This window comes from Spirillospora sp. NPDC047279 (genome assembly GCF_040643285.1).
Taxonomy (GTDB): domain Bacteria; phylum Actinomycetota; class Actinomycetes; order Streptosporangiales; family Streptosporangiaceae; genus Spirillospora.
Window position 1 is genome coordinate 177,522 of sequence record NZ_JBEYUA010000017.1, and the last position, 25,874, is coordinate 203,395.

A 25,874-nucleotide genomic window follows, 5' to 3' on the forward strand; every position below is an offset into this window, starting at 1 on the left:
CCTCCCCCGTAAGAGCCGTTCGCTTCCCCCGCGAGAGGGACCGGCGGGTTCGGGGCCGGTGCGGACGGATCTCGATCACCGGGCACTGGCCGGACGCGCCGGCCCGCTCCTGGCATGTCGGGCCGGTGGCTCGCAGCGCGCGGGACATCGCCACCGCCGTCCGGGTGCTCTCCGGCCCGGACGGTGCGGACGGTCAGGTGCGGCACGCGCCACCGCTGGACGCGGCCGCCGGACCAGGCGTAGGTGAGGAGGGTCCGCGTCAGCCCGGGGTGAGGACGTCGAACTCGTTGCCCTCCGGGTCGACGAGGCACGTCCACGGGACGTCGCCCTGGCCGAGGTCGATGTCGGTGGCGCCGAGCGCGCGCAGCCGGGCCACCTCCGCCGCCTGGTCGTCACCGGGGTACGGCCGCACGTCGAGGTGGACGCGGTTCTTCACGGTCTTGGCGTCGGGCGTGCGGAGGAACTCCAGGTACGGGCCGACGCCCTTGGCGGAGCGCAGCACCGCGTGATCGTCGTTCACCTCGTGCAGGGTCCAGTCCATCGCCTGGCCCCAGAACCGCGCCATGACCCGCGGATCGGTGCAGTCGGCCACCACCGCGGCGATCGGCCCGGTGTCCCGGTAGATCTCCCGAGGCTCCAGGACGCAGAACTCGTTGCCCTCCGGGTCGGCGAGGACCGTCCACGGGACGTCGCCCTGGCCGATGTCGGCGGGCGTCGCGCCGAGCGCCTTGAGGCGTGCGACCAGCTCCGCCTGATGCTCGACGGAGGTGGTCGCGAGGTCGACGTGAACGCGGTTCTTCACCGTCTTGGGCTCAGGAACGGTGATGATGTCGATGCAGACCGCGATGGGGTCGGGATAGTCGAAGCCCTCGGGTTCGAGGTTGGTGACGCCCGGTCCCTCGCTGTCGATGGTCCAGCCGAGCGCCTCCGCCCAGAACCGGCCGAGGGCGGCGTCATCCCGGGCGTTCATCGCGATCTGCACGAGCCGTGTCGCCATGACGCTGATCTTATGTCCCTGAAGGGAAGGCCAAAAAACCGCCGGTTATCGGCCACGAGCTGAGGTTCCGCGGCGTTCTCGTCGATTTTCCTGGAAGATCTGCACGTTCCGGCAGGACGAGCCGCACGACGATGAGGGAGAACCGCCATGACGATTCAGCGGATGGACAACGTGGGCATCGTCTTCGACGACCTGGACGCCGCCATCGCCTTCTTCACCGAACTCGGCATGGAGGTGGAGGGCACGGCGCGGGTCGAGGGCCCCGTGGCGGACGTCACCGTCGGGCTCGACGGCGTCAGCTGCGACGTCGCGATGATGCGGACCCCGGACGGTCACGGCCGGCTCGAGCTGGCGAAGTACCGCACCCCCGCGGCGGTCGGCGCGAATCCGCAGAACCCGCCGCACAACACGGTGGGCATGCACCGGGTCATGTTCGCCGTCAACGACCTCGAGGACGTCGTCGCCCGCCTGCGCACGCACGGCGCCGAACTCGTCGGCGGGGTGGCCCGGTTCGAGGACAGCTACCTGCTCTGCTATGTCCGCGGCCCCGAGGGGATCATCGTCGGCCTGGCCCAGCAGCTCGGCTGACGGCGGCGCGTTCGTGCGGTACGGGCGCCGAGGGCCGGCATGAGCCCCGCGCGGCCGGCAAAGACGACATGGCCTGCACGGCTCGATGGCTACACTGATCCGGTGATCGTGGGGCGCTCCCTCGAACGGTCGCGGCTGACTCGCCTGGTGGCCGACGCGAAGGACAGCCGGAGCCGGTCGCTCGTGATGCGGGGCGAGGCGGGGATCGGCAAGACGGCGCTGCTCGACTACGCGGCCGCCATCGCCGACGGCATGCGCGTGCTGCGCGTGGTCGGGATCGAGTCCGAGGCCGAGATCCCGTTCGCCGCCCTGCAGGTGATGCTGGCCGGCGACCTCCACCGTTTCGACGCCCTGCCGGCACCGCACGCACAAGCGCTGCACGCCGCGTTCGGGACGGGGTCCGCCTCCGGCGACCGGCTCATCGTGGGGGCGGCGGCCCTGACGCTCCTCTCGGAACTCGCCGGCGACGGCCCGCTGTTATGCCTGTTCGACGACGCCCAGTGGTTCGACCAGTCATCCGTCGACGCCCTGCTGTTCGCGGTGCGGCGGCTCCACGACGACCCGATCGCGGCGATCTTCGCGGTGCGTGACGGCGAGCGCCCCTTCATCGCCTCCGGGATCGACGACATCCGCCTGCCGCGCCTGGATCACCGGGATTCCGCCCGGCTTCTCGCCGCCATCGGCTCCTCGCCGAAGGAGATCGCCGACCGGGTCCTGCTGGAGTCGGGCGGCAATCCGCTCGCGATCGTCGAGCTCGCGGCCAGCGCCGCCGGTGGCACGCCGCCGGCACCCGTCGCCCCGCTCGCGGCCGCCGGACGGCTGGAGGAGCACTATCGCCTGCAGATCCGCGCGCTGCCCGAGCGCACCCGGCTGGCGTTGCTGCTCGCGGCCGCCGATCACGGCTCCGAGCCGTTGTCGTTCCTGGCCGCCGCCGGGCGGCTCGGGCTGGACGCGTCCGACCTGGAGCCGGCCGAGCGCGGCCGCCTCGTCCGCGTGACGTCCGACGCCGTGGAGTTCCGGCATCCGCTGATCCGCGCGGCGGCGTACCAGGAGGCGCCCTTCGCGCGGCGGCTCGAGGCGCACCGGGCGTTCGCGGACGCCCTCTCCGATCCGCGGGACGCCGACCGCCGTGCCTGGCACGCCGCGTCCGCCACCGGCGGCATCGACGACGAGGTGGCGGCGGACCTGGAGCGGGCCGCCGAACGGGCCTTCGGCCGCGGCGGGCCGATGGGCGCCGCACGGGCACTGGAGCGGGCCGCGCAGCTGAGCGGCGACCCCGCCGTCCGGGCCCGGCGCCTGGTGGCCGCCGCGCGTGCGGCCTATGACGCCGGCCGGCTCGATCGTGCGGCCGAGCTGGCCACCGCCGGTGCCGCGTTGACCCGTGACCCGGTCGAGGCGGCCGAGGCGGGGTGGGTCCGGGCTCAGGTCGCCTACGAGCGCGGCTCGCCCGCCGGAGCGAGCATGCTTGCGCTCGACGCCGTCACGCCCGTTCTCACGGCTGATCCGGTCCTGGCCGTCGGCCTGCTGACGGAGGCGACCTGGTGCGCGCGGGACGCGGCGGACGAAGAGCTGCTCAGCCGATGTGCGGAGCGGTTGCGGATCGTCCGCGGCGGTTCCCCCGAGATGACCGGCGGCCTGGTGGGTTTCACCGACCTGCTGCGCGGCCGGCCCGAGGCGGCCGTGCCACCGATGCGCGATCTGGTCCAGGCCGCCCACACCGGGGGCGTGGAAGGGTCGGTCGAGCGGCTGACCGCCGGCTTCATGGGCGTGCTGATCGGCGCGGACGACATCGCCGTGCCCCTGCTCGACGGTCACGTCGCGGCGCTTCGTGACCAGGGCGCGCTGGGCTGGCTGCCCTACGCCCAGGAGCCGCTCGCGCTCGCCCAACTGGTCACCGGCAGGTTCCAGGACGCGGCCGCGAACGTGGCCGAGGCCATGTCGCTGGGCGCCGAACTGGGTCAGGACCTCCAGGTGGTCGTCCTCACCGCGATCTCGGCCTGGCTCGCCGCGGCGCGCGGTGAGGCGGCCGCCACGTCCCGGCAGGCCGGCCTCGTTCTGAACGATCCCCGGCATCATGCGATGGCGGCCGCCCAGGCGGAGTGGGCACTGGCCCTGATCGACCTCATGGACGGCGACCCCGCCGCCGCCCTCGACCGGCTCGACGGCGTCTGCGGCGGCATGTGCGGCTGGGACGTGACCATCCGGGCCATTCCCGACCACGTGGAGGCCGGGGTGCGAGCCGGCGACCCGGAGCGCGCGCGACGGCATCTGCCCCGGCTCACCGCGTGGGCGGAGCACACGCGGAGCCCGGTGGCGACCGCGCTGGCCCTGCGATGCGAGGCACTCCTCAGCGACGGACCCGAGGCCGGGCAGCGATTCGAGGCGTCCTTGGGCGTCGAGGGGTGCGGGCCCTATGACCGGGCGCGGACGCGGATGGCGTACGGCGAATGGCTGCGGCGCAACCGCCGCCGCTCCTCAGCCCGGGCCGAGCTGCTGGAGGCGCTTGCCACGTTCGAGCGCATCGCGGCGCATGGCTGGCATCGACGGGTCAGGACCGAGCTCAACGCGCTGGGCGGCGCGGCCCCCGAGCCGCCCGCGGCCGTCAGCGGCGTCGCGCGCCTCACGCCGCAGGAGTTGCAGGTCGTACGGCATGCGGCACAAGGGCTGAGCAACCGCGAGATCGCCGCTCGGTTGTTCCTCAGCCCTCGCACCGTAGGGCATCACCTCTACAGGGCGTATCCGAAGCTGGGTATCAGCCGGCGCGCGGAACTGTCCCAGCTCGACCTGTGAAGCCCATCGGGTAAGTACGCGGGCACGTCATCGCCAGTCGTTCGACCGATGCGGCCCCGTCGCCTCCGCTCCTACCGTTCACAACACCACCCGCTCACGGACGGAGACCGGAGGACCCGCGATGGGACAGCTCATCGTCCACAACGACATCGCCGCCAACGGCGTGTTCGAGTCGCCCTCGCACGAGGACTGGCTGGCGCTCGACAACGACAGCTCGGACGCCGGGCTGGAGCAGCTGGTCCTGGCCGACGCGATGGTCCTCGGCCGCAAGACCTACGAAGGCCTGGCGGCCGTCTGGCCCCAGCTGACGGAGGACCCCGTGCTCGGGCGCTTCGCCGGCCGGATCAACGCCATGCCGAAGTACGTCGCGTCGCGCACGCTGACCGAGCCGCTGGAATGGAACGCCACCCTCATCAAGGGTGACCTCGACCAGGCCGTGGCGGAGCTGAAGAACGCGCACGGCGGCAGGTTGATCGTCTCCGGTGCCGGCGAGCTCGTCCATGAGCTCGCCCGCCAGGGACTGGTCGACGAGTTCTGGCTGCGGGTCCATCCCATGCTGTGGGCGGCGGGTTCGCGCATCTTCGACGGCGTCGGCCCCATCCGCCTTCAGCTGGTGGCCGCGACGCCGTACCGGTCGGGCGTCGTGTGGTTGCGCTACCGGCCCGCGACCGGCTGATCCGGCCGCCCAAGACGACCTGACCCCGCCGACTCGGGTAGAACACACGACACTTGGAGGTACAGAGATGGACACATCAGCGTATTTGAAGGCCGTCGTCGAGCAGACGAGCATCCTTGCCGACTGGATGCACGGCAAGGATGCGACGGCCCCCGTCCCGACATGTCCGAAGTGGACGCTGACCGATCTCGTCGACCATGTCGGCGGGACCCAGCGCATGGTGGCCATGCTCGTGGGCGAGCGGATGGACGAGCCGAGCAAGGCGTACGCCGGCTACGTTCCGGGTCCGACCGATTCGGGCCAGTGGCGCGACTGGCTGAACGAGGGCGCGGCCAAGGCGAGCCAGGCGTTCGCGTCGGTCGCCGATGACACGCCGGTGTGGGATCCGTCGGGCGCCGCCGCGGGCGTGCCGTTCTGGTCCCGCCGGCTGTTCGGCGAGGCCTGCGTGCATCGCGCGGACGGGGCCGCGGCCCTCGGCATGCCGTACGAGCTGGCGCCGGAGCTCGCCGTCGAGGCCCTCGAGGACTGGCTGGACACGATGACCTCCCGCGGCTACTGGGAGAACAGGCCGGGCTTCGCCGACGCGATGCGCGGCGACGGCCAGACTCTGCACTTCCACGCGACCGACGCGCCGGGAGAGTGGGTGGCACGCCGGGAACCGGGCAAGGTCGCGCTGGAGCGCACGCACGCCAAGGCGGACGTCGCGGTACGCGGCTCAGCCGTCGATCTCCTGCTCGTGATCAGCAGGCGCCGGCCGCTCAACGCGGCCACCACGCTGGAGTTTCACGGGGAGAAGGCGCTGTTCGACCACTGGATCGAGCACATGGACTGGGTCACCGAGGGCTGACCCGAGCGCCTCCCCGCAGGCTGGCACCGACCCGCCATCGCCCGGCGACACCAGGACGCCGGGCGATGGCGTTCGTCTGAAGACGCTATGGCGTCGTGTTCAAACGTGTTAAGGGGTGCCTCTGTTTACCCCTTTCAGCAGTGACTCCCTGCCGCTGGGCGATGCGGGTTGCCTGAGGCCCATACCCCTATCGCTGATGCGGAGAAGGTGTCGAATGTCTGACAACAACAGCCGTCGCCGGTTCTTGCTGGGCACGGCGGGTCTGGCGGCGACTTCTGCGGTCGCCGGGATGGCAGGCTCTTCCTCTGGCGCGCAGGCGTCCGTTGCCCCGGGCGCGTCTACGTCGGCTGGAGGCGGGGGCGACGCGAAGAGGGCGATCACGCTGGCTTCGCGTCGCCGGCTGGGGTCGCTGAAGGTCTCCTCCATCGGCCTGGGTTGCCAGACGATGCCGGGGAACCTGTACGGGCCGGTCAGCAGCCGCGAGAACATGGTCGCCATCATCCGCACGGCCGTCGACCAGGGCGTGACGCTGTTCGACACCGCTGAGGTGTACGGGCCGCTGGAGTCCGAACGCATTCTCGGTGAGGCGCTGCGGCCGGTACGTGACCGGGTGGTGATCGCCTCGAAGTTCGGGTTCGAGGTCGACCAGCAGACGGGCGAGCGTGGCGGCCTCAACAGCCGGCCCGACAACATCCGGCGATCGGTGGACGGCATGCTGCGACGCCTGCGCACCGACCACATCGACCTGCTGTACCAGCACCGGGTCGACCCGCAGGTGCCGATCGAGGACGTGGCGGGCACGGTCAAGGAGCTGATGGCCGCCGGCAAGGTCCGCCATTGGGGCCTGTCGGAACCGGGCCTGAAGACGATCCGCCGCGCGCACGCGGTACAGCCGCTGACCGCGATCCAGAACGAGTACAACCTGCTGTGGCGTGGCGCGGAGGATCAGGTTCTGCCGTTGTGCCAGGAACTGGGTATCGGCTTCGTGTGCTGGGCTCCGCTGGCGTACGGGTTCACCACCGGCACCATCAACCCCTACACACGGTTCGCGCGGGGCGACTTCCGGGCGGTGGTGCCGCGTCACTCGCGCGAGAACATGGCGGCCAACATGGCGGTGGTGCAACTGGTGCAGGAGTGGGCCGTCCGCAAGGGTGTCACGTCCGGTCAGCTGTCGCTGGCATGGTTGCGGGCGCAAAAGCCGTGGATCGTGCCTATCCCCAGTGCCACCCGGACCTCGCACCTGCTGGAGAACATCGGCACCGAAGAGGTCACCTTCACCGGCGACGAACTGCAGCAGTTCACCACCGCCCTGAACGCGATCGAGATCCAGGGCGAACGACTGCCGGCCCCGGTGCTCGCCCAGACGGGAGTCGAAGCGCCGATGCCGTGACACCCGGCGGAAGCCGCCGGGCGTCCTTCGTCAGGTGTCCGTAGAGTCGCGTCATGACGACTCCCGCGAAGAGCAGGCAGCGCGGTCCGTATGCCCGGTCGGCGGAGCGCCGGGAGGCCATCGCCGCGGCGGTGCTCGACATCGTCGTGGAGAAGGGGCATCGCGGCGTCACCACGGCGGAGGTCGCCGAGCGGGCCGGGACACGCGAGCCGACGGTTCTGTACCACTTTCCGAGCAAGGACCACCTGCTGGTGGCGGCGTTGCGGCGCTCGGACGAAGAGCAGGCAGCGGCCGATTCCGGTGGGGACGCCGACGCCGATCTGCCGGCGAGGCTGCGAGCCTTCGCGGACTCGGTGACGCGCAGGGCCGGGGTACTGCGGCTGTACGCGGCGCTGGCCGGGGAGGCGACGACGCCCGGCCACCCCGCCCAGGAGTACTTCGCCCAACGCTACGCGGCCACGGTGGCAAGGTACGCGATGCAAGCAGTCCCTTCATTCCCGTGGACCGGGGCAGCCCGCTCCGCCTCAGTCCTGTCGCTGGCCTCCGCACTGGCGATCACCGCGTTCGTCCCCACCGCCCGCGCCCACGGCCCGGCCCCCGGATCCGTCCCGCCCGACCAGGACCCCCCTTCTCCGGAACTCACCGCCGCCCCGGGCATCGGCAAGTCCAACCCCTGGACCCTCAACGGCTACTCCGGCGGAGCCAACGCCACCGGCTGGGCCGCCCAGCTCCAACCCGCCTACGCACCCGACGTCACACTCAAAGGCATCGCCATGGGCGGCACCCCGGCCGACCCCGAGAGACCGAGGCCACCGACTGGCGCACCACGATCGAGGACGTCAAGACCGCCGCCACCGGTCTTCCGCAACGCCACGAACCTCATCGGCCGACCTCGCCCCCAGCCACCCACACGACTGGCCGTTCAGTGGGCTGGCGGACAGGTGACTCGGTCGGCGCACCATTTGGTGCCGCCTGCCGGGTGGACTGATGCGGGTTGCTCACCGATGAGTTTGGGAGTGCCGGGTGGTCAACACCGGTACACCGAGAGACGATGGGAGACCTCGATGGCCAAGGTGCGCTGGCACTTGATGATGTCGCTGGACGGGTTCGCGGCCGGCCCGGGCCACTCGCTGGAGTGGATGTCGGGGGTGGTGGTCGACCCGGACGTGCACCGGGAGTCGATCGCCAGCCTGGGCGCCGTCCTGGGGGGCCGCCGTGGGTACGACGCCCTGGCTGAGCAGAATCGCCAGGCGAGCAAGGAACCGTACGGCGGGGCGTGGAGCGGTCCGGTGTTCGTCCTGACACATCACCCTGAGGACGCCGTCCCGGACCCCGGTGTCACGTTCCTCAACTGCGACGTGGCCGAGGCGGTCGAGATCGGGCTGGCCGCGGCAGACGGCAAGGACCTGGAACTGCACAGCCAGGACATCGCCCGGCAGTGCGTCGAACGTGGCCTGATCGACGAGTTCCGGGTGCACCTGGCACCAATCATGCTGGGCTCTGGAGTGCGGCTGTTCGACTGCCCCGGTATCGAGCCGGTCCGGTGGGCCCGCATTCACGACGGCCATCCTGCACAAGCCGTGGATCTGCGCTACCGGCGCGCTTGACCGATGCGTACCGAACGTTGCGCCCGGCCCGGGACGATCACGAACCGCAACCGCGACTGATCACAGAGCCACTTTGGTCCTGGGGCCACGTTCGGGAGAACACCGCCGACCCCGCGGTGTCTTTCCGGCGTACTCCCGTCGTCCCCGTCGACGAAGTGGAACGTGGTCCCGCCCGGCCGCTCCCACGGGTCACGCTTGCGCTCGAACGTTCCTGCACGATGTCGTTGTCGCGCTCAACCCGGAGGAATCAGGCACTCCTACCAGGGTGGCGCCCCGGTAGGCGCAGCCCTCGCACCGGCGCGGGCAGCGCGATGGCGGACTCATCGCGGGAGGGTCTTGGTTGGCTCAGCTTCTGCAAACGAACATTGTCGTAAGTTAGGACGACACGTTTTCTGGGACTTCTTATTTTCTGGAAATAGGAATCCAGAAAATCTAGGGTGGGGATGTGAGTGAAGCTGAGACGGTGGACGTGCAGGGTGACGAGGCCGGAGAGCGGCCCTGCCGGTATTGCGGGCGGCCCGTCCCCCAGCGGGTGGGACGGGGACGGCCCCGGGAGTACTGCCTGGAGGGCGACTGCCAGGGGCGGGCCAAGCGTGAGCGTGAGCTGAGGCGGGCGACGCCGGGGCTGGAGGGGGCGCTGGCGCGCGCCGAGGACCTGTACGAGCGCATGGAGCAGGGGCTGACGGCGGCCCTCGCTCCCCTGGCGCAGGCGCTGGACGCCGAGCTGTCCCCGCGCGGGGTCGAGGCGCAGATCAGTGCGGTGCGGGCCGAGGCGCAGGCGCAGGTCGCGACGGCCCTCGCGGAACGTGAGGAGGCCGTCGAACGGGCGGTGCGGGCCGAGCGGGACGCGGAGAAGGCCAAAGAGCAGGCGCGCGCTGCCCGGCAACGGGCGCAGCAGGCCGAACGGGACCGCGACGACGCCGCCGAGGAGGCGGTACGAATGCGCGCGGAGGCCGACGCCGAGGTCACCAGCGCACGGGACGAGGCGGAACGGACGATCGCGGCCGTGCGGGAGGAGGCCGATCAACTCGTACGGCAGGTTCGGGAGGAGACCGGAGCCCGGGTCGAGAAGGCACGGGAGGACGTTCGGGAGGCCGTGAGCGCGGCGGAGGTGGCCAGGGCGGACGCCGACAGGGCCCATCTGGAGGCCGATGCGGCCAGAGCCGAGACCGAGCGGGCGCGCACGGACGCCGGGCGGGCGCGTGAAGAGGCCGCCGAGGCCAGGGAGCAGGCGGGGGCCTCGGAGCGGGAACGGGCGGCGGCGGCCTCGCGGGCCGAGGCGGCCGAGAAGGCCGGCGAGAGAGCCGAGGAGGCGCGCGAACGGGCCGAGGCACGGTCGGCGGAGGCCGTCGGCAGGGCCAGGGCCGAGGTCGGTGAGGCCAGGGAACGGGAGGTCGCGGTTCAGGCGCAGGTGGAACTGCTGCGCGAGGAGGTCGCCGAGGCGCGGCTCGAGCTGCGCGCCGAGCAGGCCAGGAACGGGGAGCTGGCGCGGGAACGCGACGCGGCGCGGCAGGAGGCCTCGGCGCAGCGGGAGCGCGCGGTCGCCGCGGAATTCTCCGCGCGGGAGATGTCGAGAACCGTGCCCGCCGATCCGACCTCCGGGGTGTGACGACGACGAGAGGACGGATCATGGAACACCCTGTGGTGCACTTCGAGATCATCGGGAGCGACCCGGGACGGCTGCGCGGCTACTACGGTGCGCTGTTCGGGTGGGAGTACCAGCTGGGCGACGCCGTGACCGAGGAGGTGTCGGCGCCCGGGGAGTACGGTTTCGTTCCCGGCGCGGGCGTCCCCGGCGGGATCGGCGGCGGCCCGGGCCACGCGGGCCGGGTGCTGTTCTACGTCGGTGTGCCCGATGTGGAAGAGGCGCTGCGCAGGGCCGAGAGCCTGGGCGGCAAGCGGACGATGGGGCCGTCGAAGGGCGGCGACTTCTCCGTCGGGCACTTCACCGACCCCGAGGGGAACCTGATCGGGATCGCCGGCCCGCCGGCGGAGGAGGCACGATGAAGTTCCTGCTGCTCATCTACGGCAACCCGGAGAACTGGGAGCATCCGATGTTCCTGCGCGACCCGGGCTACCTGGCGCTGCCCGAGGCGGAACGCCGGGAGCTGGCGGCGCAGGCGGACGCGCTGTTCGAGGAGATCAGGGAGTCGGGCGAGTTCGTCTCCGGCACGGCCCTGGCCGATCCGGTCACCACCCGGACCGTCCGGGTGCGCGAGGGGTCGGCGGCGGTGACCGACGGGCCGTTCGGCGAGTCCAAGGAGCAGCTGGCCGGATACTTCGTCGTCGACTGCGACGGGCCCGAACGGGCTGCCGAGATCGCCGGGCGGTTCCCCGACGCGCGGTTCGCCGCGGTGGAGGTGCGTCCGATCATGGACACGGCCGGCCGGGAGATGTGAGCACCGGCACCGGGACCGAGGACCTGCTGCGCCGTCTGGCGCCGCGGGTCCTCGCGGCGCTCGTCCGCCGGCACGGCCACTTCGAGAGCGCCGAGGACGCCGTTCAGGAAGCGCTCCTGGCCGCCGCGACGCGGTGGCCGGAGGACGGCGTGCCCGACCGCCCGGACGCGTGGCTGATCCGGGTGGCGTCCCGGCGGCTGGCCGACCTGCTGCGCAGTGAGGAGGCGGGCAGGCGCCGGGAGGAGAGGGTCGCCGCCACCACGCCGCGCGACGAGCTGCTCGCGCCCGCCGCCGATGAGGACCGCGGCGACGACACGTTGACGTTGTTGCTGCTGTGCTGCCATCCGAGCCTCACGCCGCCGTCGCGGATCGCGCTGACGTTGCGCGCCGTGGGCGGCCTGACCACGGCGGAGATCGCCCGCGCGTTCCTGGTGCCGGAGGCCACGATGGCGCAGCGCATCAGCCGCGCCAAGCGGCGCGTCAGGGCGAGCGGCGCCCGCTTCAACCTGCCGCCCGAGCCGGAACGGGCCGAACGCCTCCGTTCGGTCCTGCACGTCCTCTACCTGATCTTCAACGAGGGGTACACCGCCACGTCGGGCGCCGACCTGCGGCGCGGCGACCTCACGCGGGAGGCGATCAGGCTCACCCGGACCGTCCACGACCTGCTGCCCGCCGACGGCGAGGTCGCCGGGCTGCTCGCGCTGATGTTGCTGACCGAGGCCCGCGGCCCGGCCCGCACCGGGCCGGACGGGTCGCTGGTCCCGCTCGCCGAGCAGGACCGGTCCCGGTGGAGCCGCCGCCCGCTGGAGGAGGGCGTCGCGCTCATCACCCGCACGCTCGCGCGGGCGCGGCTCGGCCCGTACCAGGTGCAGGCGGCGATCGCGGCCGTGCACGCGGAGGCCGCGCACGCCGGCGGCACCGACTGGCGGCAGGTCGTCGCGCTCTACCGGCTGCTCGACGACCTCGAGCCCGGCCCGGTCGTCACGCTCAACCACGCGGTCGCGGTGGCCATGGTGGACGGCCCGCACGCGGGTCTCGCGCTCCTGGAGCCGCTCGACGCCGACGACCGGATGGCGGGCCACCACCGGCTGCACGCCGTACGCGCGCATCTGCTGGAGATGGCCGGTGAACGGGAGGCGGCGCGCGACGGCTATCTGACGGCCGCACGGCTGACCACCAGCCTTCCCGAGCAGCGTTACCTGCGGGAACGTGCGGCACGCCTGCCCGGAACGCCATGAGGTGAAGAGCGTCGTGAGGTGAGCGGAGCCTCCCCGCACGGGGACGCTCCGCTCACCTCACGACGACGGCGGCGCGGCGATCAGGAGACGCGGCGGCGCAGCCACCAGAAGGAGAATCCGGCGAGGCCCGCCGCGAGGGCGACGAAGACTCCGGTCTCGATCAGCTGCAACGACCAGAAGCGGCTGTCGGGGTGATAGGTGATCCGCTGCTGGTAGCCGAGTTTGTTGATCGCGTCGACGCACGCCTGCGGAGGGCCCGGGGGCCTGCGGGGAGCGGCGCCGCCCTCGGGCGGCGGCGGTCCCTCGGCCTGGGGTCCGCAGAACTGGGAGAAGGTGGTGAAGGGGATGGACTCCACGGCCTTGCCCGAGGGGTCCACGGTCTGGTTGGTGAGCACCCAGGCCTTGGGGTCGGGCGCCTCCGTCCGGATCCGTACCGGGCCGCTGGGCCCTTCTGACATCAGAGAGTCGAGGTTGTCCCTGGTGATCTGGGTGGTCAGCGTGGTGGCCGGGAGGAGGTGGGGCCGGACGAACAGCGGCATGACGACCTGGAGGAGGACGAACACCACCATGGTGAGGGTCATCGCGACGAGGGTGCGGCGGGCCACCATGCCGATGGTGACCCCCAGGACGAACGCGAACGCCGCGTAGCCGACGGCGGTGATGCCCCGGGTGTCGAACAGCAGCGGTGACATCCGCACGAACTGGTCGGCGGCGCTCTTGTCGAGCGGGGAGATCCACCAGTTGACCATCAGGGAGCCCAGCGTGGCGGCGAGCACCGAGGCGGTCCCGACCAGCGCGAGCTTGACGGTGAGCCACCGGGTCCGCGTCACGCTCTGGTTCCACGCCAGGCGGTGCGTGCCCGCCTCGAGCTCGCGGGCGACCAGCGGCGCCCCCCAGAACAGGCCGATCACCGCCGGCAACACCAGCACGAGGAGCGTGAGGATCAGGAACGGGGACTTGTAGTCCTCGAAGAGGTTCTGGGTGAAGATCTGGCAGGCCTCCTCGGTCTTGCAGGTGGCGATGCCGTGCGAGTAGTCGTTGGACAGTTCGTATCCGGTGACGGCCAGGACGGCCGCCAGGACCGCCAGGAAGCCGCTCATCACCGCGGCCTGGGCGCGGAACTGCCGCCAGGTCAGCCAGATCATCGTTGCACCTCCAGGAGTGCGCGGTGGCCGTTGCCGTCGGCGGGCCGCTCCATGTACGCCAGCACGAGGTCCTCCATGCTGATCGGGGTGACGGTCCAGGAGGGGTCGTGGATCGGGGTGTTCGTGCGGACCACGAACGTGGACTGCCGGTCGGTGTGGCTCGCGGTGATGACCTGCTGGTCGGCGGGAAGCGAGCCGTCGTCGCGGCGCGGGCCGGTGAGGCGGAAGTGGCTGGCGAGCAGGGCCTCCACGTCGCCGGTCACCTGGACCTTGGAGTCGACCAGCACCACCAGGTGGTCGCAGGTGCGCTCCAGGTCGGACACCAGGTGGGAGGAGAGGATCACGCTGAGCTCGTGCTCGGCGACGGCCTCCATCAGGTTCTGGAGGAACTCGCGGCGGGCCAGCGGGTCCAGGGCGGCGACCGGCTCGTCCAGGATCAGCAGTTCGGGCCGCTTGGCGATGCCGAGGGTGAGGGCGAGCTGGGCGCGCTGGCCGCCCGAGAGCTTGCCGGCGCGGTGGCCGGGGTCGTACCCCAGCTTGGCGACGCGCTTGGCGGCCAGGTCGGCGTCCCAGCCGGGGTTGAGCCGGGCGCCCAGCTTCAGGTGCTCGGCGACGGTGAGCCCGGCGTAGGTCGGGGTCTCCTGCGCGACGAACCCGACCTTGGACAGCTGCGCGGTGCCGCTGCCGGGGCGGCCGCCGAGCACAGTGATCTCTCCGGCGGTGGGCGCCATGAGCCCGCCCGCCAGGTTGAGCAGGGTCGTCTTGCCCGCTCCGTTGGGCCCCACGAGCCCGACGACGTGTCCGGAGGGGATGTCCAGGTTGCACTCCGACAGGGCCCAGCGTTGCCCGTACTTCTTGCCGAGCCCCCGTGCCTGCAAGGCGGCGGTCATGCTATGTCCTCCTGTGCGGCGTTGCGAAACGTGCTCATGAAGAGGGCCTCGATGCTTTCCTCGTCGAGGCCGGCCCTGCGGGCCTTGGCCAGCCACTTGCGCAGCTCACGCCGCAACGGCTCGTGCGCGGCCAGGGACTCGTCGGTCAGTGACACCGTCACGAACGTCCCCACCCCCTGCCGTGCTTCGACCAGGCCTTCGTGCTCGAGCTCGCGATAGGCCTTCAGCACGGTGTTGGGATTGATCGCCAGCTGGGCGACCACCTCCTTGACCGTGGGCAGCTTGTCGCCCTCGCGCAGCATGCCCAGCCGGAGTGCCTGCCGTACCTGCCGGACGAGCTGCAGGTAGGGCGAGAGCCCCGACTTGGTGTCCAGATGGAACTCGATCACTCGACGCTCCGTTTCATTCATCTAGTTAACTAGTACTATAAGATGGGTGTGGAACGGCCGCCTGTCAAGAGCGGCGAACGAGAGAGGCCGGAGAGCCTCCGGCCGGCCTTGGAGAGGAAGCCTCGGGAGGTCTCAGGAGGCCTGGCGGCGGCGCGAGCCTGCCCCGGTGGCGTACGCGGTGAGCCGGTTGAGCACCTGCCCGCCGCGGCCGTCACGGCCGTCGCGCCACAACTCCGGCCGCGCGGCAGGCAGGGCGTAGCACGGCAGGCCGTCGGAGAGCATCTCCAGGGTGCGGGGCTCGCCGAGGGTGGCGGCGGCGAACGTGTACACGTCGGCGAGGCGCGGCGCGATGACGCCGTAGTCGAGCAGGCGCGGCAGCGGCCCCTCGGTGCCGACCAGGTCCTCGGCCGCCAGGCCGGTCAGCGGGTACCGCTCGGGAAAGCCCCGCCGCAGGTCCAGGAAGAACCCGACCGAGCCCCGCCGCGGGTCGGCGGCGACGCGGCCGACGGCGCCGAACGCGCCGAGCGCCAGGCGCGGCCTGGCCACCAGCGCGTGCGTGTAGAGCACCCGCAGCAGCGCGACGTTCATCATGAACCGCTCGGCCGGCAGTTCGGCCTCGGCCAGGTCGAGGTGGCCCAGGTAGCCGGCGACGACGCTGGAGTTGTGGGCGCGGTACCAGGCCGCGGGCGAGGGCGCGCGCAGGAACTCCCGCCACATCGCCACGCTCGGCGCCGACACCGCCCCGTTCCCCTCGCTCAGCGGCCCCTCGCTCAGCGGCCCCTCGCTCAGCGGCCCCTCGCTCAGCGACCCGTCGGTCCGCCCGCCCCGCGACCCGCAGCACTGCCCGCCGTGACCGTCCTCCAGGGCGGCCGCCTCGATCTTGTCGCGGAGCAGGCGGTCGTTGACGGCACGCCACCACCGGCTGCCGGGACGGGCCGCGTCGGGCGGGTCCAGCACGCCGCGGGCGATCTCCCAGCGCAGGAACGCCAGCTCGGCCCGCCCGTACGCACGATGGCGCGGCGCGCCGGCCAGGTAGAACTCGGTCGCCAGCCGGAACCGCGCGGCGGCGTCACCCGACACTGCCGCGACCTTCGCGGCCGCGACCGACGCGGCCTCGGTCTCCGTCACCCGCTCACCGCCTGAGCCTCGCCGGACCGATCGAGAAACAGTGTCGCATCGGCCGGTGGTCACCTACGATCACGGCATGTCCCTCGCCGTACGCCTGGCCGAGCCCCGTGACCTGCCGTTGCTTCCCGCCATCGAGGCGAGTGCCGACGGGGTCTTCCGTCCGGTGGGCATCGTGTTCCCGCCGGGGCCGACCGTCATCGAGGAGGTCGCGGCCGAGGCGCGGCAGATCCTGGTCGTCGGCGACCCGCCGGTGGGCTTCGCGGCGGTGACCGAGGTCGACGGCCACCCGCATCTGGAGCAGATCGCGATGCACGCCGACCACACCGGGCGCGGCCTCGGCGGCCCGCTGCTCGAACGGGTGATCGGGGACGCCTCCGGTGACCTCACGCTCATCACGTTCCGCCACGTCCGGTGGAACGGCCCGTGGTACGAGCGGTACGGCTTCGCCGAGTGGCCGGAGCCGCGGTGGGGGCCGCAGCTGCGCGCCCACTGGCACGCCGAGATCGCCGCCGGCCTGCACGAGCTGGGCCCTCGCGTGGTGATGCACCGCTCCGCCGCCTGACCCGCCGCACGGATCAGCGGGTGAAGGCGCCCGCCCGGGCCGCCGCGAAGGCCGCTGATCCGGCCCGGTCGGCCACGGCCTCGTCGATGCGTTCGCCGGTGATGAAGAGCCGGTAGTACAGCGGCGCCACCGCGGCGCGCACGACCTCGGCCGAGTCGGTGCCGGCGGGCAGCTCGCCGCGTTCGACCGCCCGGTCGACGACCGCGGCGGCGTCCTCGTGGCGGCGTGCGAAGAAGGTGTGCAGGGCCTTGGCCGCGCCGGGGTTCTGGACGGCCGCGGCGACGAACGCGGCGGCGACCGGGCCCTGCTCGGCGTCGGCGAATCCGCTCTGCACCAGCCGGGCCAGCGCCCGCAGGTCGCCCTCCGCCGAGCCGGTGTCGGGGACCGGCCAGGGCTCGGCGGCGGCCAGCTCCAGCGCGTCGGCCACCAGCCCCTCGGCGCTCCCCCACCGCCGGTAGACGGTGGTCTTGTGCACTCCGGATCGGGCCGCGACGTTGTCCACGGTCAGCCCCTGGTAGCCGTGCTCGGCCAGCTCGGCGAGCGTGGCCTCCCGCACGGCCTCGCGGGTCCGCGCGGTGCGCCCGCCCGGCCGCACCGTCCCAGGTCCGGTCATGGTCGCCACCTTAACGCAACTTTTGTTGCAAAGCCCGGCGACACCGGCCCGATACCGCCCTGAGGACAGCCGGAAATCCGGTTGGCCTGCGGCGAGAAGGTCCACTACAACGGATTCATGCTTCGCAAATATCCCCGTACCCGGCACATCGAGGGGTCGCGGTTGCAGCCCGGCGACCACGATCTCGCCGCCGTGCCGTTCCGGGAGATCGCGGGGCGGTACCTGGTGGTGGAGGAGAAGCTGGATGGCGCCAACACCGGCATCAGCTTCTCGCCGGAGGGCGAGCTCCGGCTGCAGAGCCGCGGCCACTTCCTCACCGGCGGGCCGCGGGAGCGGCAGTTCGGGCCGCTGAAGGCGTGGGCGGCGTCGGTGCGGCACCGGTTGTGGCCCCGCCTCGGCGACCGCTACGTCATGTACGGCGAGTGGCTGTACGCCAAGCACACGATCTTCTACGACGCGCTCCCCCACTACTTCTGCGAGTTCGACGTCCTCGACCGGCACGACGGCACGTTCCTGTCGACCGCGCGCCGCCGCGAGCTGCTGGCGGGCACGCCGGTGGTGTCGGTGCCCGTCCTGCACGAGGGGCCGCTCGCCGGTCTCGGCGCGCTGACCGCGCTGACCGGCCCGTCCACCTGCCGCACCGACGGCTGGCGGGACTCGCTGCGGTCGGCGGCGTCGGCGGGCGGCGCGGATCCGGAACGGGTCACGGCCGAGACCGACCGGTCCGACGACATGGAGGGCCTCTACATCAAGGTGGAGGAGGGCGGGCTGACCGTCGACCGCTTCAAGTGGGTGCGGCCCAGCTTCCTCACCGCGATCCTCGACTCCGGCACGCACTGGCAGGACCGGCCGATCATCGCCAACGGCCTGGCCGACCCGGAGGTGCTCCATGCAGGTGGTTGAGGCGCTGTGCCCGGCGCCGCCGCACTGGCGGGTGCCATGGCCGGAGATCCGGGAGACGTTCGCGTGGGTGCGCGACCTGGCGGGCGTGCCGCAGGACGCGATCCACCACGCCGAGGGCGACGTCGAGGTCCACACCCGGATGGCGTGCGAGGCGCTGGCGTCGCTGCCGGCGTGGCGGGCGCGTCCCGCCGGCGAGCGGGTGCGGTTGTTCACCACGGTGCTGATGCACGACGTCGCCAAGCCGTACTGCACCCAGACCGGTGAGGACGGGCGCATCACCGCGCACGGCCACTCGCGGCGCGGCGACCTGATGGTGCGCCGCGTTCTGTGGGAGCTGGGCGCGCCGATCGGGTGGCGCGAGCACGTGGCGGCGCTGGTGCGCCACCACCAGGTGCCGTTCTGGGCGCTGGAGCGGCCCGATCTGCAGCGGATCGTGTTCCGGGTGAGCCTGCTGGCGCGCAACGACGACCTGGTGCTGCTGGCCACGGCCGACATCCTGGGACGGGTCTGCGGCGACACCGCCGAGGTGCTCGACAACATCGCGCTGTACGAGGAGTACTGCGCCGAGCAGGACTGCCTGGACGTCCCCCGCCGTTTCCCCTCCGACCACGCCCGGTTCTGGTACTTCCGCAAGCCCGGCCGCGATCCCGAGTACGACGCCTACGACGACACCCGTCTCACGGTGACGGTGCTGTCGGGGCTGCCGGGGGTCGGCAAGGACACCTGGATCAGCGCCAACCGCCCGGATCTGCCCGTGGTCAGCCTCGACCGGCTGCGCACCGAGATGGGTGTCGGCCCGGCGGGCGACCAGCGTCCGGTGGCGGCCGCCGCGTACGAGGTGGCGCGCGGGCATCTGCGGGCGGGCCGCTCGTTCGTGTGGAACGCCACGAACGTGTCGCGGATGTTGCGCGAGCAGTGCACCGGCCTGGCCGCCGACTACCGCGGCCGGATCGAGCTGGTCGCGCTGGAGGCGCCGCCCGAGGTGCTGCGCAGGCGCAACCGGTCCCGTCCCTCCCCCGTCCCCGACGCGGTGATCGACCGGCTGGTCGGCCGCTGGGAGATGGCCGACCCCACCGAGGCGCACCAGGTCAGCTGGCTGTCCACCGCCTGACCCTGCCTGTCCACCGCCTGCCCCTGCCTGACCTGCCCGGTCACCGCCTGACCCGGCGGGCCGCCGCGTCCTGGCAGACTCGGTGGTCCGAGGTCGTTCGCAGGGAAGGCGGTGAGGCCGGTGGACGCGCACGGTCAGGTGGCGCTGGTGACGGGAGCCGGGTCGGGCATCGGGGCGGCGGTGGCCACCGGGTTGCTGGGAGCGGGCTGGCGGGTGGTCCTGGCCGGCCGGCACGGGGAGACGCTGCACGCGACCGCGGACGCGTCGGGCGCCCCGGCGGAGCAGGCGCTGGTGTGGACCGCCGACGTCACCTCGCCGGCGTCGGTCGAGGCGTTGTTCGGCGCGGTCCGCCACCGGTGGGGCCGGCTGGACCTGCTGGTCAACAACGCCGGCACGTTCGGCAGGCCCGCGCCGGTCGAGGACTTCGACGTCGCGCAGTGGCGGACGGTCCTCGACACCAATCTCACCGGCTCGTTCCTGTGCGCCCGGCAGGCGTTCCGCATCATGAAGGAGCAGGACCCGCGCGGCGGGCGGATCATCAACAACGGTTCGTTGTCGGCGCACACGCCGCGCCCCGACTCGGTCGCCTACACCGCGAGCAAGCACGCCGTGACGGGCCTGACCAAGACGTTGTCGCTGGAGGGCCGCCGCCACGGCATCGCGTGCGGCCAGATCGACATCGGCAACGCCGCCACCGACATGACCAGCACCTTCGGCACGGGCACGTTGCAGGCCGACGACTCGGTCAAGCCCGAGCCCGCGATGGACGTGCGCAACGTGGTGGACGCCGTCCTCTACATGGCGGGCCTGCCACTGGAGGCCAACGTGCAGAACCTGACGGTGCTGGCGACCACCATGCCCTCTTACGTAGGCCGCGGCTGACCCGCCCCGTCACCGGGGGTCCCGCGTCCCCGGACGCCTGACGCACGGCGTCCGGGGACGGGGCCCATGATTCTTCGGCGGCGATCAGGGCACCGGACTGGGGTGGGAGCCTCGGATGTCATCTTCCTGATCGCGGGCGGCGGCGCTCTGCTCGCCGCCGTGCTGCCCGCTCTGGTCGCCCGGTGGCCGGTCTCGCTGCCGATGGTGTTCCTGGCGGGCGGGATGCTGGTCTACCTGGCTCCGCTGCCGTTGCCCGAGCCGGACCCGGTGGCCTACCGGACGGCGTTCACGCACATCACCGAGGTGTGCGTGATCGTGTCGCTGATGGGCGCCGGGCTGGCGCTGAACCGGCCGTTCCGGCCGCGGGCGTGGTCGAGCACGGGACGGCTGCTGGCCGTGGTGCTGCCGGCGACCACGCTGGCGGTCGCCGCCGCCGCGTACGGGCTGCTGGGCTGGCCGGTGGCGGCGGCGCTGCTGCTGGGCGCGGTGTTGTCGCCCACTGACCCGGTGCTGGCGTCCGACGTGCAGGTCGGCGAGCCCGCCGATGCCGAGCAGGACGACGACGAGGTGCGTTTTTCGCTCACCTCCGAGGCCGGCCTCAACGACGGGCTGGCGTTCCCGCTGGTGTACGCGGCGATCGCGCTGGCGGCGGCCGGCGGGGCGGGCGGCTCGTTCTCCTGGGTGGGCGAGTGGCTGGCGGTCGACCTGCTCTACCGGTGCGCGGCGGGCGCGGTGACCGGGCTGCTGATGGGCTGGGCGCTGGGGCGGTTGTTCTTCCGCGCCGACAGCCCCTCGCTGCGGCTGGCCGAGCGGCGCGAGGGGTACGTGGCGCTCGCCACCACGCTGACCGCCTACGGCGTCGCGGAGATCATCGGCGGGTACGGGTTCATCGCGGTGTTCGTCACGGCGTGCACGATCCGGGCGGCGGAGCGTTCCCACGGCTATCACGGCATCCTGCACGGCTTCATCGAGCAGACAGAACGGCTGCTGACGGTGTGGTTGCTGCTCCTGCTCGGCGGGTTCGTCGTCTCCGGCGGCCTGGGCGCGCTGACATGGCGGGGCGCCGCGGTCGGGCTGCTGCTCCTGCTGGTGTTCCGGCCGCTGATCGCGTGGCTGGCGCTGCACCGCGGTCCGGCCGGTCCGCGGGAACGCCCGGTGATCGCCTTCTTCGGCATCCGCGGCGTCGGCTCGCTGTTCTATCTCGCCTACGCCCTCGGCCACGCCGACTTCGGCGTCGCCGCGGAGACGTTGTGGGCGGTGGTGGCGTTCACCCTGGTCGCCTCGATCTTCCTGCACGGCCTCACGTCCACGGTGGCGTTGTCATGGCTCGACCGTCTCCGTGAGGCCCGCGCCCGCGCCTGATCGCCGCCGCGCCGCCGTTTGCCGCGAACCCGGCGGGTAGGGGATGCGCCCGTCCCATAGCCCGTCACACAGAGGAGGACGCATGCGGACCAAGAACACCGTCGTGGTCATCACGGGGGCCTCGAGCGGCATCGGGCGCGCCACCGCGCTGGCCTTCGCCGGCAAGGGCGCGACCGTCGTGCTGGGCGCGCGGCGCGGAAAAGCGCTCCAGCAGGTCGCCGAGGAATGTCAGGAGCGGGGCGGCCGGGCCCTGGCCGTTCCGACGGAGGTGACCGACGAGGCCGCCGTGGAGGAGCTGGGCCGCCAGGCGATCAAGCGCTTCGGCAGCCTGGACGTCTGGGTGAACAACGCCTCCGTCAGCGTCTACGGCCCCTTCCTGGAGGTGCCGATGGAGGACTTCCGGCGTGTCCTGGACGTCGACGTCATGGGATACGTGTACGGCGCCAGGACGGCGTTGCGGCAGATGCGCGAGCAGGGCCGCGGCGTGCTGGTGAACGTCTCGTCGATCGCCTCGATCGCGCCGATGCCCTACACGACCGCGTACAGCATGGCCAAGGCCGCGGTGACGGCGATGAGCGCGAGCCTGCGGCAGGAGTTGCGGCTGGCCGGTGAGCGCAAGGTCAAGGTGTGCACGGTACTGCCGGCCACCGTCGACACCCCGTTCTTCCAGCACGCCGCCAACTACACCGGGCGGCGGGTGGTCGCGATGCCCCCGGTCTACCCTCCCGCGCAGGTGGCCGACACCATCCTCGGCCTGGTGCGCAACCCGAAGGACGAGGTCGTCGTGGGGGGCGCCGCACGCGCGATGCGGCGGGAGGCGCGCCGTCATCCCCAGACGGCGGAACGCGCCATGGCCCGGCAGGCCGACCGCGCTCACCTGTCGAGGGACGAGCACGCCCCGGCGATGTCGGGGAGCCTGCACGTCACCTCGTCCGGGCTGGGCGAGGTCGAGGGCGGCTGGGGAGGACGGCGCCGCACCGCCACCCGCCGGGTCGTGGCGATCGCGGCGGCGGGGGCGGTCACCGGCGCCGTCGTGGCGGCGGCGAACCGCGCCTCCGCCTGAGACCGCTCCCCCGAGCCGCGCCGGTCAGGTTCGGACGTTCACGCCCGGACGTGCTGGACGCCGACCTGGCCGGCGCAAGAGGCGCAGCAGAAGAATCTGCCGTCGGCCTCCACGCCGTGCCCCAGGACGCGGCAGTCGCAGTGCTCGCAGGCGGGAGCGATCGTGTGCGCGGCGCACTCGATGCTGTCGAAGGTGTGCGTCCGTCCCTGGTGGGTGGTGACGGTGAACGTCTTGTCGTACTCGTTGCCGCAGGTGTCGCAGCGTGCCATGGGCTCTGCCTCCTCAGGTCGCCGGGCCTCCTCAGGTCACCGGTCGTCCTCGTCGTCGAGCTTGATGCCCTCCAGCGGGTCGCCCCGGCGGGTGCCGCCGGGCTCGGACTCGTAACCCTCGCTCGCGCTTCCCATCCCGGGGATCACACGGTCCTTCGGCTGGGACTCCGAGCCGGAGCTGGCCCCCGGCCCGCGGTCGAGCGCGGTGTCGCGTGAGGTGTCGCGTGAGGTGTCGTCGTCCTGGCGCTTCCCGTTCGTAGCCATGGGTCGCGCCTACCCGGGCGCCGCGGCCGTTAACGCGGGACGATCGGGAGGGTGATGTAGGAGTCGGGGAACACCGTCTGGTGCTGGACGACCAGGTCGTCCTCGGTGGCCTCGGCGGCGGGGCGGCCGGTGCCGGGGTTGCGGTCGAAGCGCGGGAAGTTGGAGCTGGAGATCTCGACCCGGATGCGGTGGCCGGCCTTGAAGACCTGGCTGGTGGCGACCAGGTCGATGGTGAACGTGCCCGAGGCGGTGGTGGTGCGGACGATGCCGTCGATGACGCTCATGGCCCGGCCGTCGCGGTGGACGTTGACGAGCTTGGCCGTCCAGTCGGTGGCGGCGGCGGAGGTCTCGGCGTGCAGGGTGACCGACAGCGGGCCGGTCACCTCGACGTCGGCGTCGAGGACGTCGCTGGTGTAGCAGAGCACGTCGGGGCGGCGTTCGAGGTCGCGCTGGTCCTGCGGGCCGACGTTGGTGGGGTCGGCGAGCAGCAGCGGCCCGCCGAGGGTGGGGACGGGGTCGCGCGGGTCGTAGGCAAAGGTCGCCGGCTCGGCGGCGGCGGTGGCGGGTTCGGTCGACAACACCCCGTCTCCGTGCAGGTAGTAGCGGGTGTCGACGGCGCGGGCGAGCGGCCAGGCCTCCTCGTCGCGCCAGACGTCGTCGCCCATCACGAAGATCCGCACGGCGGGCCCGGTGTCCCGGCCCTGGAGGAAGGCCAGCTGCCGCTGGTCGAGCTGGGCGGCGCGGCCGGAGGCGGCGAACCCGAAGTCCAGCCGCCCGGCGCCGGACGCGCCGGGGCCGAGGTGGGTCCAGGGGCCGATGACCAGCGGGCCGCCGAGGCGGCGGTGGTTCTCCAGGGTGCCGGGCAGGAAGAGGTCGAACCAGCCCGCGGTGTGCATGACCGGCACCTCGATGCGGTCGTGCCGCAACGTCTCGGCGGTCTCCTGCCAGTAGGCGTCGCGTTCGTGGTGGTCGACCCACTCCCGCCACCAGGGGATGCTGGGGACGTCGCGCACGGGCAGGGTCCGGACGGCGGCGTTCTGGTCGCCCAGGATCGGGAACAGCGCGCCCAGCCGCGCACCGACGTCCTCACCGGCGTCGGCGGCGTGCATCAGGCCGAGGATCGACTGCAGCGACCCCCAGTTGAGCGCGGAGCCGAGCGCGAACGCGCCGCCGTGGTACTTCAGCCCGTCGTAGAAGTCGTGCGGGGTCATCGAGGCGACGACGGCCTTCAGGCCGGGCGGACGGGTGGCCGCGGCCTGCAGCGCGCAGCCGGCGGGGTAGGACATCCCGCTCATCACGACCTCGCCGTTGCACCAGGGCTGCGCGGTGATCCAGGTGATGGTGTCGTGCCCGTCGTCGCCCTCGTCCAGCCAGGGCCGGAACTCCCCGTCGCTGGTGCCCCGGCCGCGGCAGTGCTGGGTGACCACGGCGAAGCCGGCCTTGAGCGCGGCCGTCACCGCGACCATGCGGAACGACTCCTCGCCGTAGGGCGTGCGGACCAGCAGCGCCGGGAACGGCCCGCCGTCGGTGCGCCGGTGGACGGCGCCGCGCAGCAGGGTGCCGTCGCGCATGGGCATGGCCACGTCGTTGTCGACGGTGACGGTGTACGGGGACGGGTCGAGCTTGGGCATCGGGGTTCCTCGCGGCGGGTGGGGCGGGGTCGGGTCACGTCAGCAGGGTCACGTCAGCAGGGTCACGTCAGGGTGTAGGCGTCGTACTTCACGGCGTCGGCGGTGCGGGCGGCCGAGGCGACGGCCAGGGTGCGGTTGAGCCACTGGTACCGCCGGTCGCCGGTCTCGAAGCGGCAGAACAGCCGGAAGTAGTACTCGGACGGGTCGACGATCTCGCCGTCGGCGATGCGCCGCAGGACCTCGGGCGGGCCGTGCCGCACGCCGCTGGTGGAGATGTAGAGGTGGGCGCCGTCGTGGGTGCGCAGGGTGTAGCGGGTGTCGACGGTGATCGAGCCGTCGGCGTGCACGACCTGCCAGTCGCCGCCGCCCGCCAGCACCTCGCCCGACAGGCGGGCGCCGTCGAACGACCCGCCGGTGATCGCCACGAAGCGGCGGCGGCCCCACTGGGAGTCGCCGAGGTCGAGGATCGGGTCGAGGCGCACGGTGAACGTGGCGAGGGGTTCGAGGTTCACGGGTCACCCGGCTCCAGGTTGTTATGGCCGAAACAATATTCCCGGCGGGTGCGCGGGTGCGCAAGACTTGGGCGGTGACCGGAGCCGGAGCCGACGCCGAGCGGCAGGTCGTCCCCGTGGACGTGCGGTACGCGGCGTTCGCCCGCGAACGGCTGGCCGCGATGCCGCCGCCCGCCGATCCCGCCGCGTTCGATCTCGCCTATCACCTGCTGCAGCTGTCCTACCTGCTGGTGACCGACCTGGAAAACCGCGTCCACCGCCCGCGCGGGCTGACGCTGCCGGGGTTCCGGCTGATGTTCAAGTTGTGGCTGCTGGGCCCGACGCAGCCGGTGCGGCTGGCCGAGCTGTCGGTCATGTCGCGGTCGGCGGTGACCAACGCGGTCAACACGCTGGAACGCGGCGGCCTGGTCGAGCGGCGGTCGATGCCGGAGGACCGGCGCGCGGTCGTGGTCGCCCTGACCCCGGCGGGCGAGGCGGCCGTGCGCGAGGCGTTCTGCGAGCAGACCCTGCGGGAGCGGGAGTGGTTCGACTCGCTGGACGACGCCGAGCGCGCCGAGCTGACCCGCCTGCTGATCCGGCTGCTGCACCACCGCCCGGCCGACATCGGCCCCTGACCCC

27 protein-coding genes are annotated in these 25,874 nt (G+C 72.5%); 17 read left to right on the forward strand and 10 right to left on the reverse strand.

The window, feature by feature from the left end; all coding sequences use genetic code 11:
- Window positions 1-259: 259 nt before the first annotated feature.
- Window positions 260-997 carry a VOC family protein gene (locus tag ABZ810_RS36460; RefSeq protein WP_358411086.1) on the reverse strand — a complete coding sequence of 246 codons (738 nt, stop codon included), beginning with the start codon at window positions 995-997 and terminating at the stop codon, window positions 260-262.
- A 147-nt stretch (window positions 998-1,144) separates the two neighbouring features.
- Here ABZ810_RS36460 and ABZ810_RS36465 point away from each other — a divergent pair, with 147 nt between their 5' ends.
- From ABZ810_RS36465 to ABZ810_RS36510, 10 genes are all read left to right on the forward strand, one after another.
- Window positions 1,145-1,585, forward strand: a complete 441-nt coding sequence (locus ABZ810_RS36465; protein ID WP_358411088.1) for a VOC family protein — start codon at window positions 1,145-1,147, stop codon at window positions 1,583-1,585.
- A 102-nt stretch (window positions 1,586-1,687) separates the two neighbouring features.
- Window positions 1,688-4,375, forward strand: a complete 2,688-nt coding sequence (locus ABZ810_RS36470) for an AAA family ATPase (protein ID WP_358411091.1) — start codon at window positions 1,688-1,690, stop codon at window positions 4,373-4,375.
- A gap of 121 nt (window positions 4,376-4,496) precedes the next feature.
- A complete protein-coding gene (locus tag ABZ810_RS36475; protein WP_358411094.1) occupies window positions 4,497-5,051 on the forward strand; it encodes a dihydrofolate reductase family protein in 555 nt (184 codons plus the stop codon).
- A 67-nt stretch (window positions 5,052-5,118) separates the two neighbouring features.
- Window positions 5,119-5,898, forward strand: coding sequence for a maleylpyruvate isomerase family mycothiol-dependent enzyme (locus tag ABZ810_RS36480; protein WP_358411096.1), 780 nt, complete (start codon window positions 5,119-5,121; stop codon window positions 5,896-5,898).
- 214 nt (window positions 5,899-6,112) lie between these two features.
- Window positions 6,113-7,288 carry an aldo/keto reductase gene (locus tag ABZ810_RS36485; RefSeq protein ID WP_358411098.1) on the forward strand — a complete coding sequence of 392 codons (1,176 nt, stop codon included), beginning with the start codon at window positions 6,113-6,115 and terminating at the stop codon, window positions 7,286-7,288.
- A 131-nt stretch (window positions 7,289-7,419) separates the two neighbouring features.
- A complete protein-coding gene (locus tag ABZ810_RS36490) occupies window positions 7,420-8,895 on the forward strand; it encodes a lipase family protein (protein ID WP_358411100.1) in 1,476 nt (491 codons plus the stop codon).
- Between the two features lie 445 nt (window positions 8,896-9,340).
- The gene (locus ABZ810_RS36495) at window positions 9,341-10,504 is read left to right on the forward strand and encodes a hypothetical protein (RefSeq protein ID WP_358411102.1); all 1,164 of its coding nucleotides are present in this window, start codon (window positions 9,341-9,343) and stop codon (window positions 10,502-10,504) included.
- A gap of 20 nt (window positions 10,505-10,524) precedes the next feature.
- Window positions 10,525-10,902, forward strand: coding sequence for a VOC family protein (locus ABZ810_RS36500; protein WP_358411104.1), 378 nt, complete (start codon window positions 10,525-10,527; stop codon window positions 10,900-10,902).
- On the forward strand, window positions 10,899-11,294 hold the full coding sequence (locus ABZ810_RS36505) for a YciI family protein (RefSeq protein ID WP_358411106.1): 396 nt from the start codon (window positions 10,899-10,901) through the stop codon (window positions 11,292-11,294). The genes ABZ810_RS36500 and ABZ810_RS36505 overlap by 4 nt, the downstream gene beginning before the upstream one ends.
- A complete protein-coding gene (locus tag ABZ810_RS36510) occupies window positions 11,291-12,532 on the forward strand; it encodes a sigma-70 family RNA polymerase sigma factor (RefSeq protein WP_358411108.1) in 1,242 nt (413 codons plus the stop codon). Before ABZ810_RS36505 ends, ABZ810_RS36510 begins: the two co-directional genes overlap by 4 nt.
- A gap of 80 nt (window positions 12,533-12,612) precedes the next feature.
- Here the strand turns inward: ABZ810_RS36510 and ABZ810_RS36515 are convergent, their stop codons facing one another.
- From ABZ810_RS36515 to ABZ810_RS36530, 4 genes are all read right to left on the reverse strand, one after another.
- Window positions 12,613-13,677 (reverse strand): ABC transporter permease subunit, encoded by a 1,065-nt coding sequence (locus tag ABZ810_RS36515; RefSeq protein WP_358411110.1) that lies wholly within the window; start codon window positions 13,675-13,677, stop codon window positions 12,613-12,615.
- Window positions 13,674-14,567: an ABC transporter ATP-binding protein gene (locus ABZ810_RS36520; protein ID WP_358411112.1), complete on the reverse strand. Its 894-nt coding sequence runs from the start codon at window positions 14,565-14,567 to the stop codon at window positions 13,674-13,676. Before ABZ810_RS36520 ends, ABZ810_RS36515 begins: the two co-directional genes overlap by 4 nt.
- Window positions 14,564-14,956: a GntR family transcriptional regulator gene (locus tag ABZ810_RS36525; protein ID WP_358411114.1), complete on the reverse strand. Its 393-nt coding sequence runs from the start codon at window positions 14,954-14,956 to the stop codon at window positions 14,564-14,566. The genes ABZ810_RS36520 and ABZ810_RS36525 overlap by 4 nt, the downstream gene beginning before the upstream one ends.
- Before the next feature lie 132 nt (window positions 14,957-15,088).
- Window positions 15,089-16,084 carry a hypothetical protein gene (locus tag ABZ810_RS36530; protein WP_358411116.1) on the reverse strand — a complete coding sequence of 332 codons (996 nt, stop codon included), beginning with the start codon at window positions 16,082-16,084 and terminating at the stop codon, window positions 15,089-15,091.
- 76 nt (window positions 16,085-16,160) lie between these two features.
- Here ABZ810_RS36530 and ABZ810_RS36535 point away from each other — a divergent pair, with 76 nt between their 5' ends.
- Window positions 16,161-16,646 (forward strand): GNAT family N-acetyltransferase, encoded by a 486-nt coding sequence (locus ABZ810_RS36535; RefSeq protein ID WP_358411118.1) that lies wholly within the window; start codon window positions 16,161-16,163, stop codon window positions 16,644-16,646.
- 13 nt (window positions 16,647-16,659) lie between these two features.
- Here the strand turns inward: ABZ810_RS36535 and ABZ810_RS36540 are convergent, their stop codons facing one another.
- Window positions 16,660-17,259, reverse strand: coding sequence for a TetR/AcrR family transcriptional regulator (locus tag ABZ810_RS36540; protein WP_358411120.1), 600 nt, complete (start codon window positions 17,257-17,259; stop codon window positions 16,660-16,662).
- Between the two features lie 117 nt (window positions 17,260-17,376).
- On the opposite strand from ABZ810_RS36540, the gene ABZ810_RS36545 reads away from it, so the two are divergent.
- The 5 genes from ABZ810_RS36545 (at window position 17,377) to ABZ810_RS36565 (ending at window position 22,580) form a co-directional block, all read left to right on the forward strand.
- On the forward strand, window positions 17,377-18,162 hold the full coding sequence (locus ABZ810_RS36545) for an RNA ligase family protein (RefSeq protein WP_358411121.1): 786 nt from the start codon (window positions 17,377-17,379) through the stop codon (window positions 18,160-18,162).
- A complete protein-coding gene (locus ABZ810_RS36550; RefSeq protein WP_358411122.1) occupies window positions 18,149-19,273 on the forward strand; it encodes an AAA family ATPase in 1,125 nt (374 codons plus the stop codon). The genes ABZ810_RS36545 and ABZ810_RS36550 overlap by 14 nt, the downstream gene beginning before the upstream one ends.
- 120 nt (window positions 19,274-19,393) lie before the next feature.
- Window positions 19,394-20,155, forward strand: coding sequence for an SDR family oxidoreductase (locus ABZ810_RS36555; protein ID WP_358411123.1), 762 nt, complete (start codon window positions 19,394-19,396; stop codon window positions 20,153-20,155).
- A gap of 102 nt (window positions 20,156-20,257) precedes the next feature.
- The gene (locus ABZ810_RS36560) at window positions 20,258-21,517 is read left to right on the forward strand and encodes a cation:proton antiporter (protein ID WP_358411125.1); all 1,260 of its coding nucleotides are present in this window, start codon (window positions 20,258-20,260) and stop codon (window positions 21,515-21,517) included.
- 82 nt (window positions 21,518-21,599) lie between these two features.
- The gene (locus ABZ810_RS36565; RefSeq protein ID WP_358411127.1) at window positions 21,600-22,580 is read left to right on the forward strand and encodes an SDR family oxidoreductase; all 981 of its coding nucleotides are present in this window, start codon (window positions 21,600-21,602) and stop codon (window positions 22,578-22,580) included.
- 38 nt (window positions 22,581-22,618) lie between these two features.
- Here the strand turns inward: ABZ810_RS36565 and ABZ810_RS36570 are convergent, their stop codons facing one another.
- From ABZ810_RS36570 to ABZ810_RS36585, 4 genes are all read right to left on the reverse strand, one after another.
- Complete coding sequence (locus ABZ810_RS36570; RefSeq protein ID WP_358411129.1) at window positions 22,619-22,849, reverse strand: hypothetical protein; 231 nt, start codon at window positions 22,847-22,849, stop codon at window positions 22,619-22,621.
- Between the two features lie 36 nt (window positions 22,850-22,885).
- Entirely contained in the window at window positions 22,886-23,113 is a 228-nt protein-coding gene (locus ABZ810_RS36575; RefSeq protein ID WP_358411130.1) for a hypothetical protein, read from the reverse strand.
- A 29-nt stretch (window positions 23,114-23,142) separates the two neighbouring features.
- Window positions 23,143-24,744, reverse strand: coding sequence for a CocE/NonD family hydrolase (locus tag ABZ810_RS36580; RefSeq protein WP_358411132.1), 1,602 nt, complete (start codon window positions 24,742-24,744; stop codon window positions 23,143-23,145).
- 62 nt (window positions 24,745-24,806) lie between these two features.
- Complete coding sequence (locus tag ABZ810_RS36585; protein WP_358411133.1) at window positions 24,807-25,256, reverse strand: DUF3237 domain-containing protein; 450 nt, start codon at window positions 25,254-25,256, stop codon at window positions 24,807-24,809.
- A 74-nt stretch (window positions 25,257-25,330) separates the two neighbouring features.
- Between ABZ810_RS36585 and ABZ810_RS36590 the strand changes: the two genes are divergently transcribed.
- Window positions 25,331-25,870: a MarR family transcriptional regulator gene (locus tag ABZ810_RS36590; RefSeq protein WP_358411135.1), complete on the forward strand. Its 540-nt coding sequence runs from the start codon at window positions 25,331-25,333 to the stop codon at window positions 25,868-25,870.
- The last annotated feature ends 4 nt before the right edge of the window (window positions 25,871-25,874 follow it).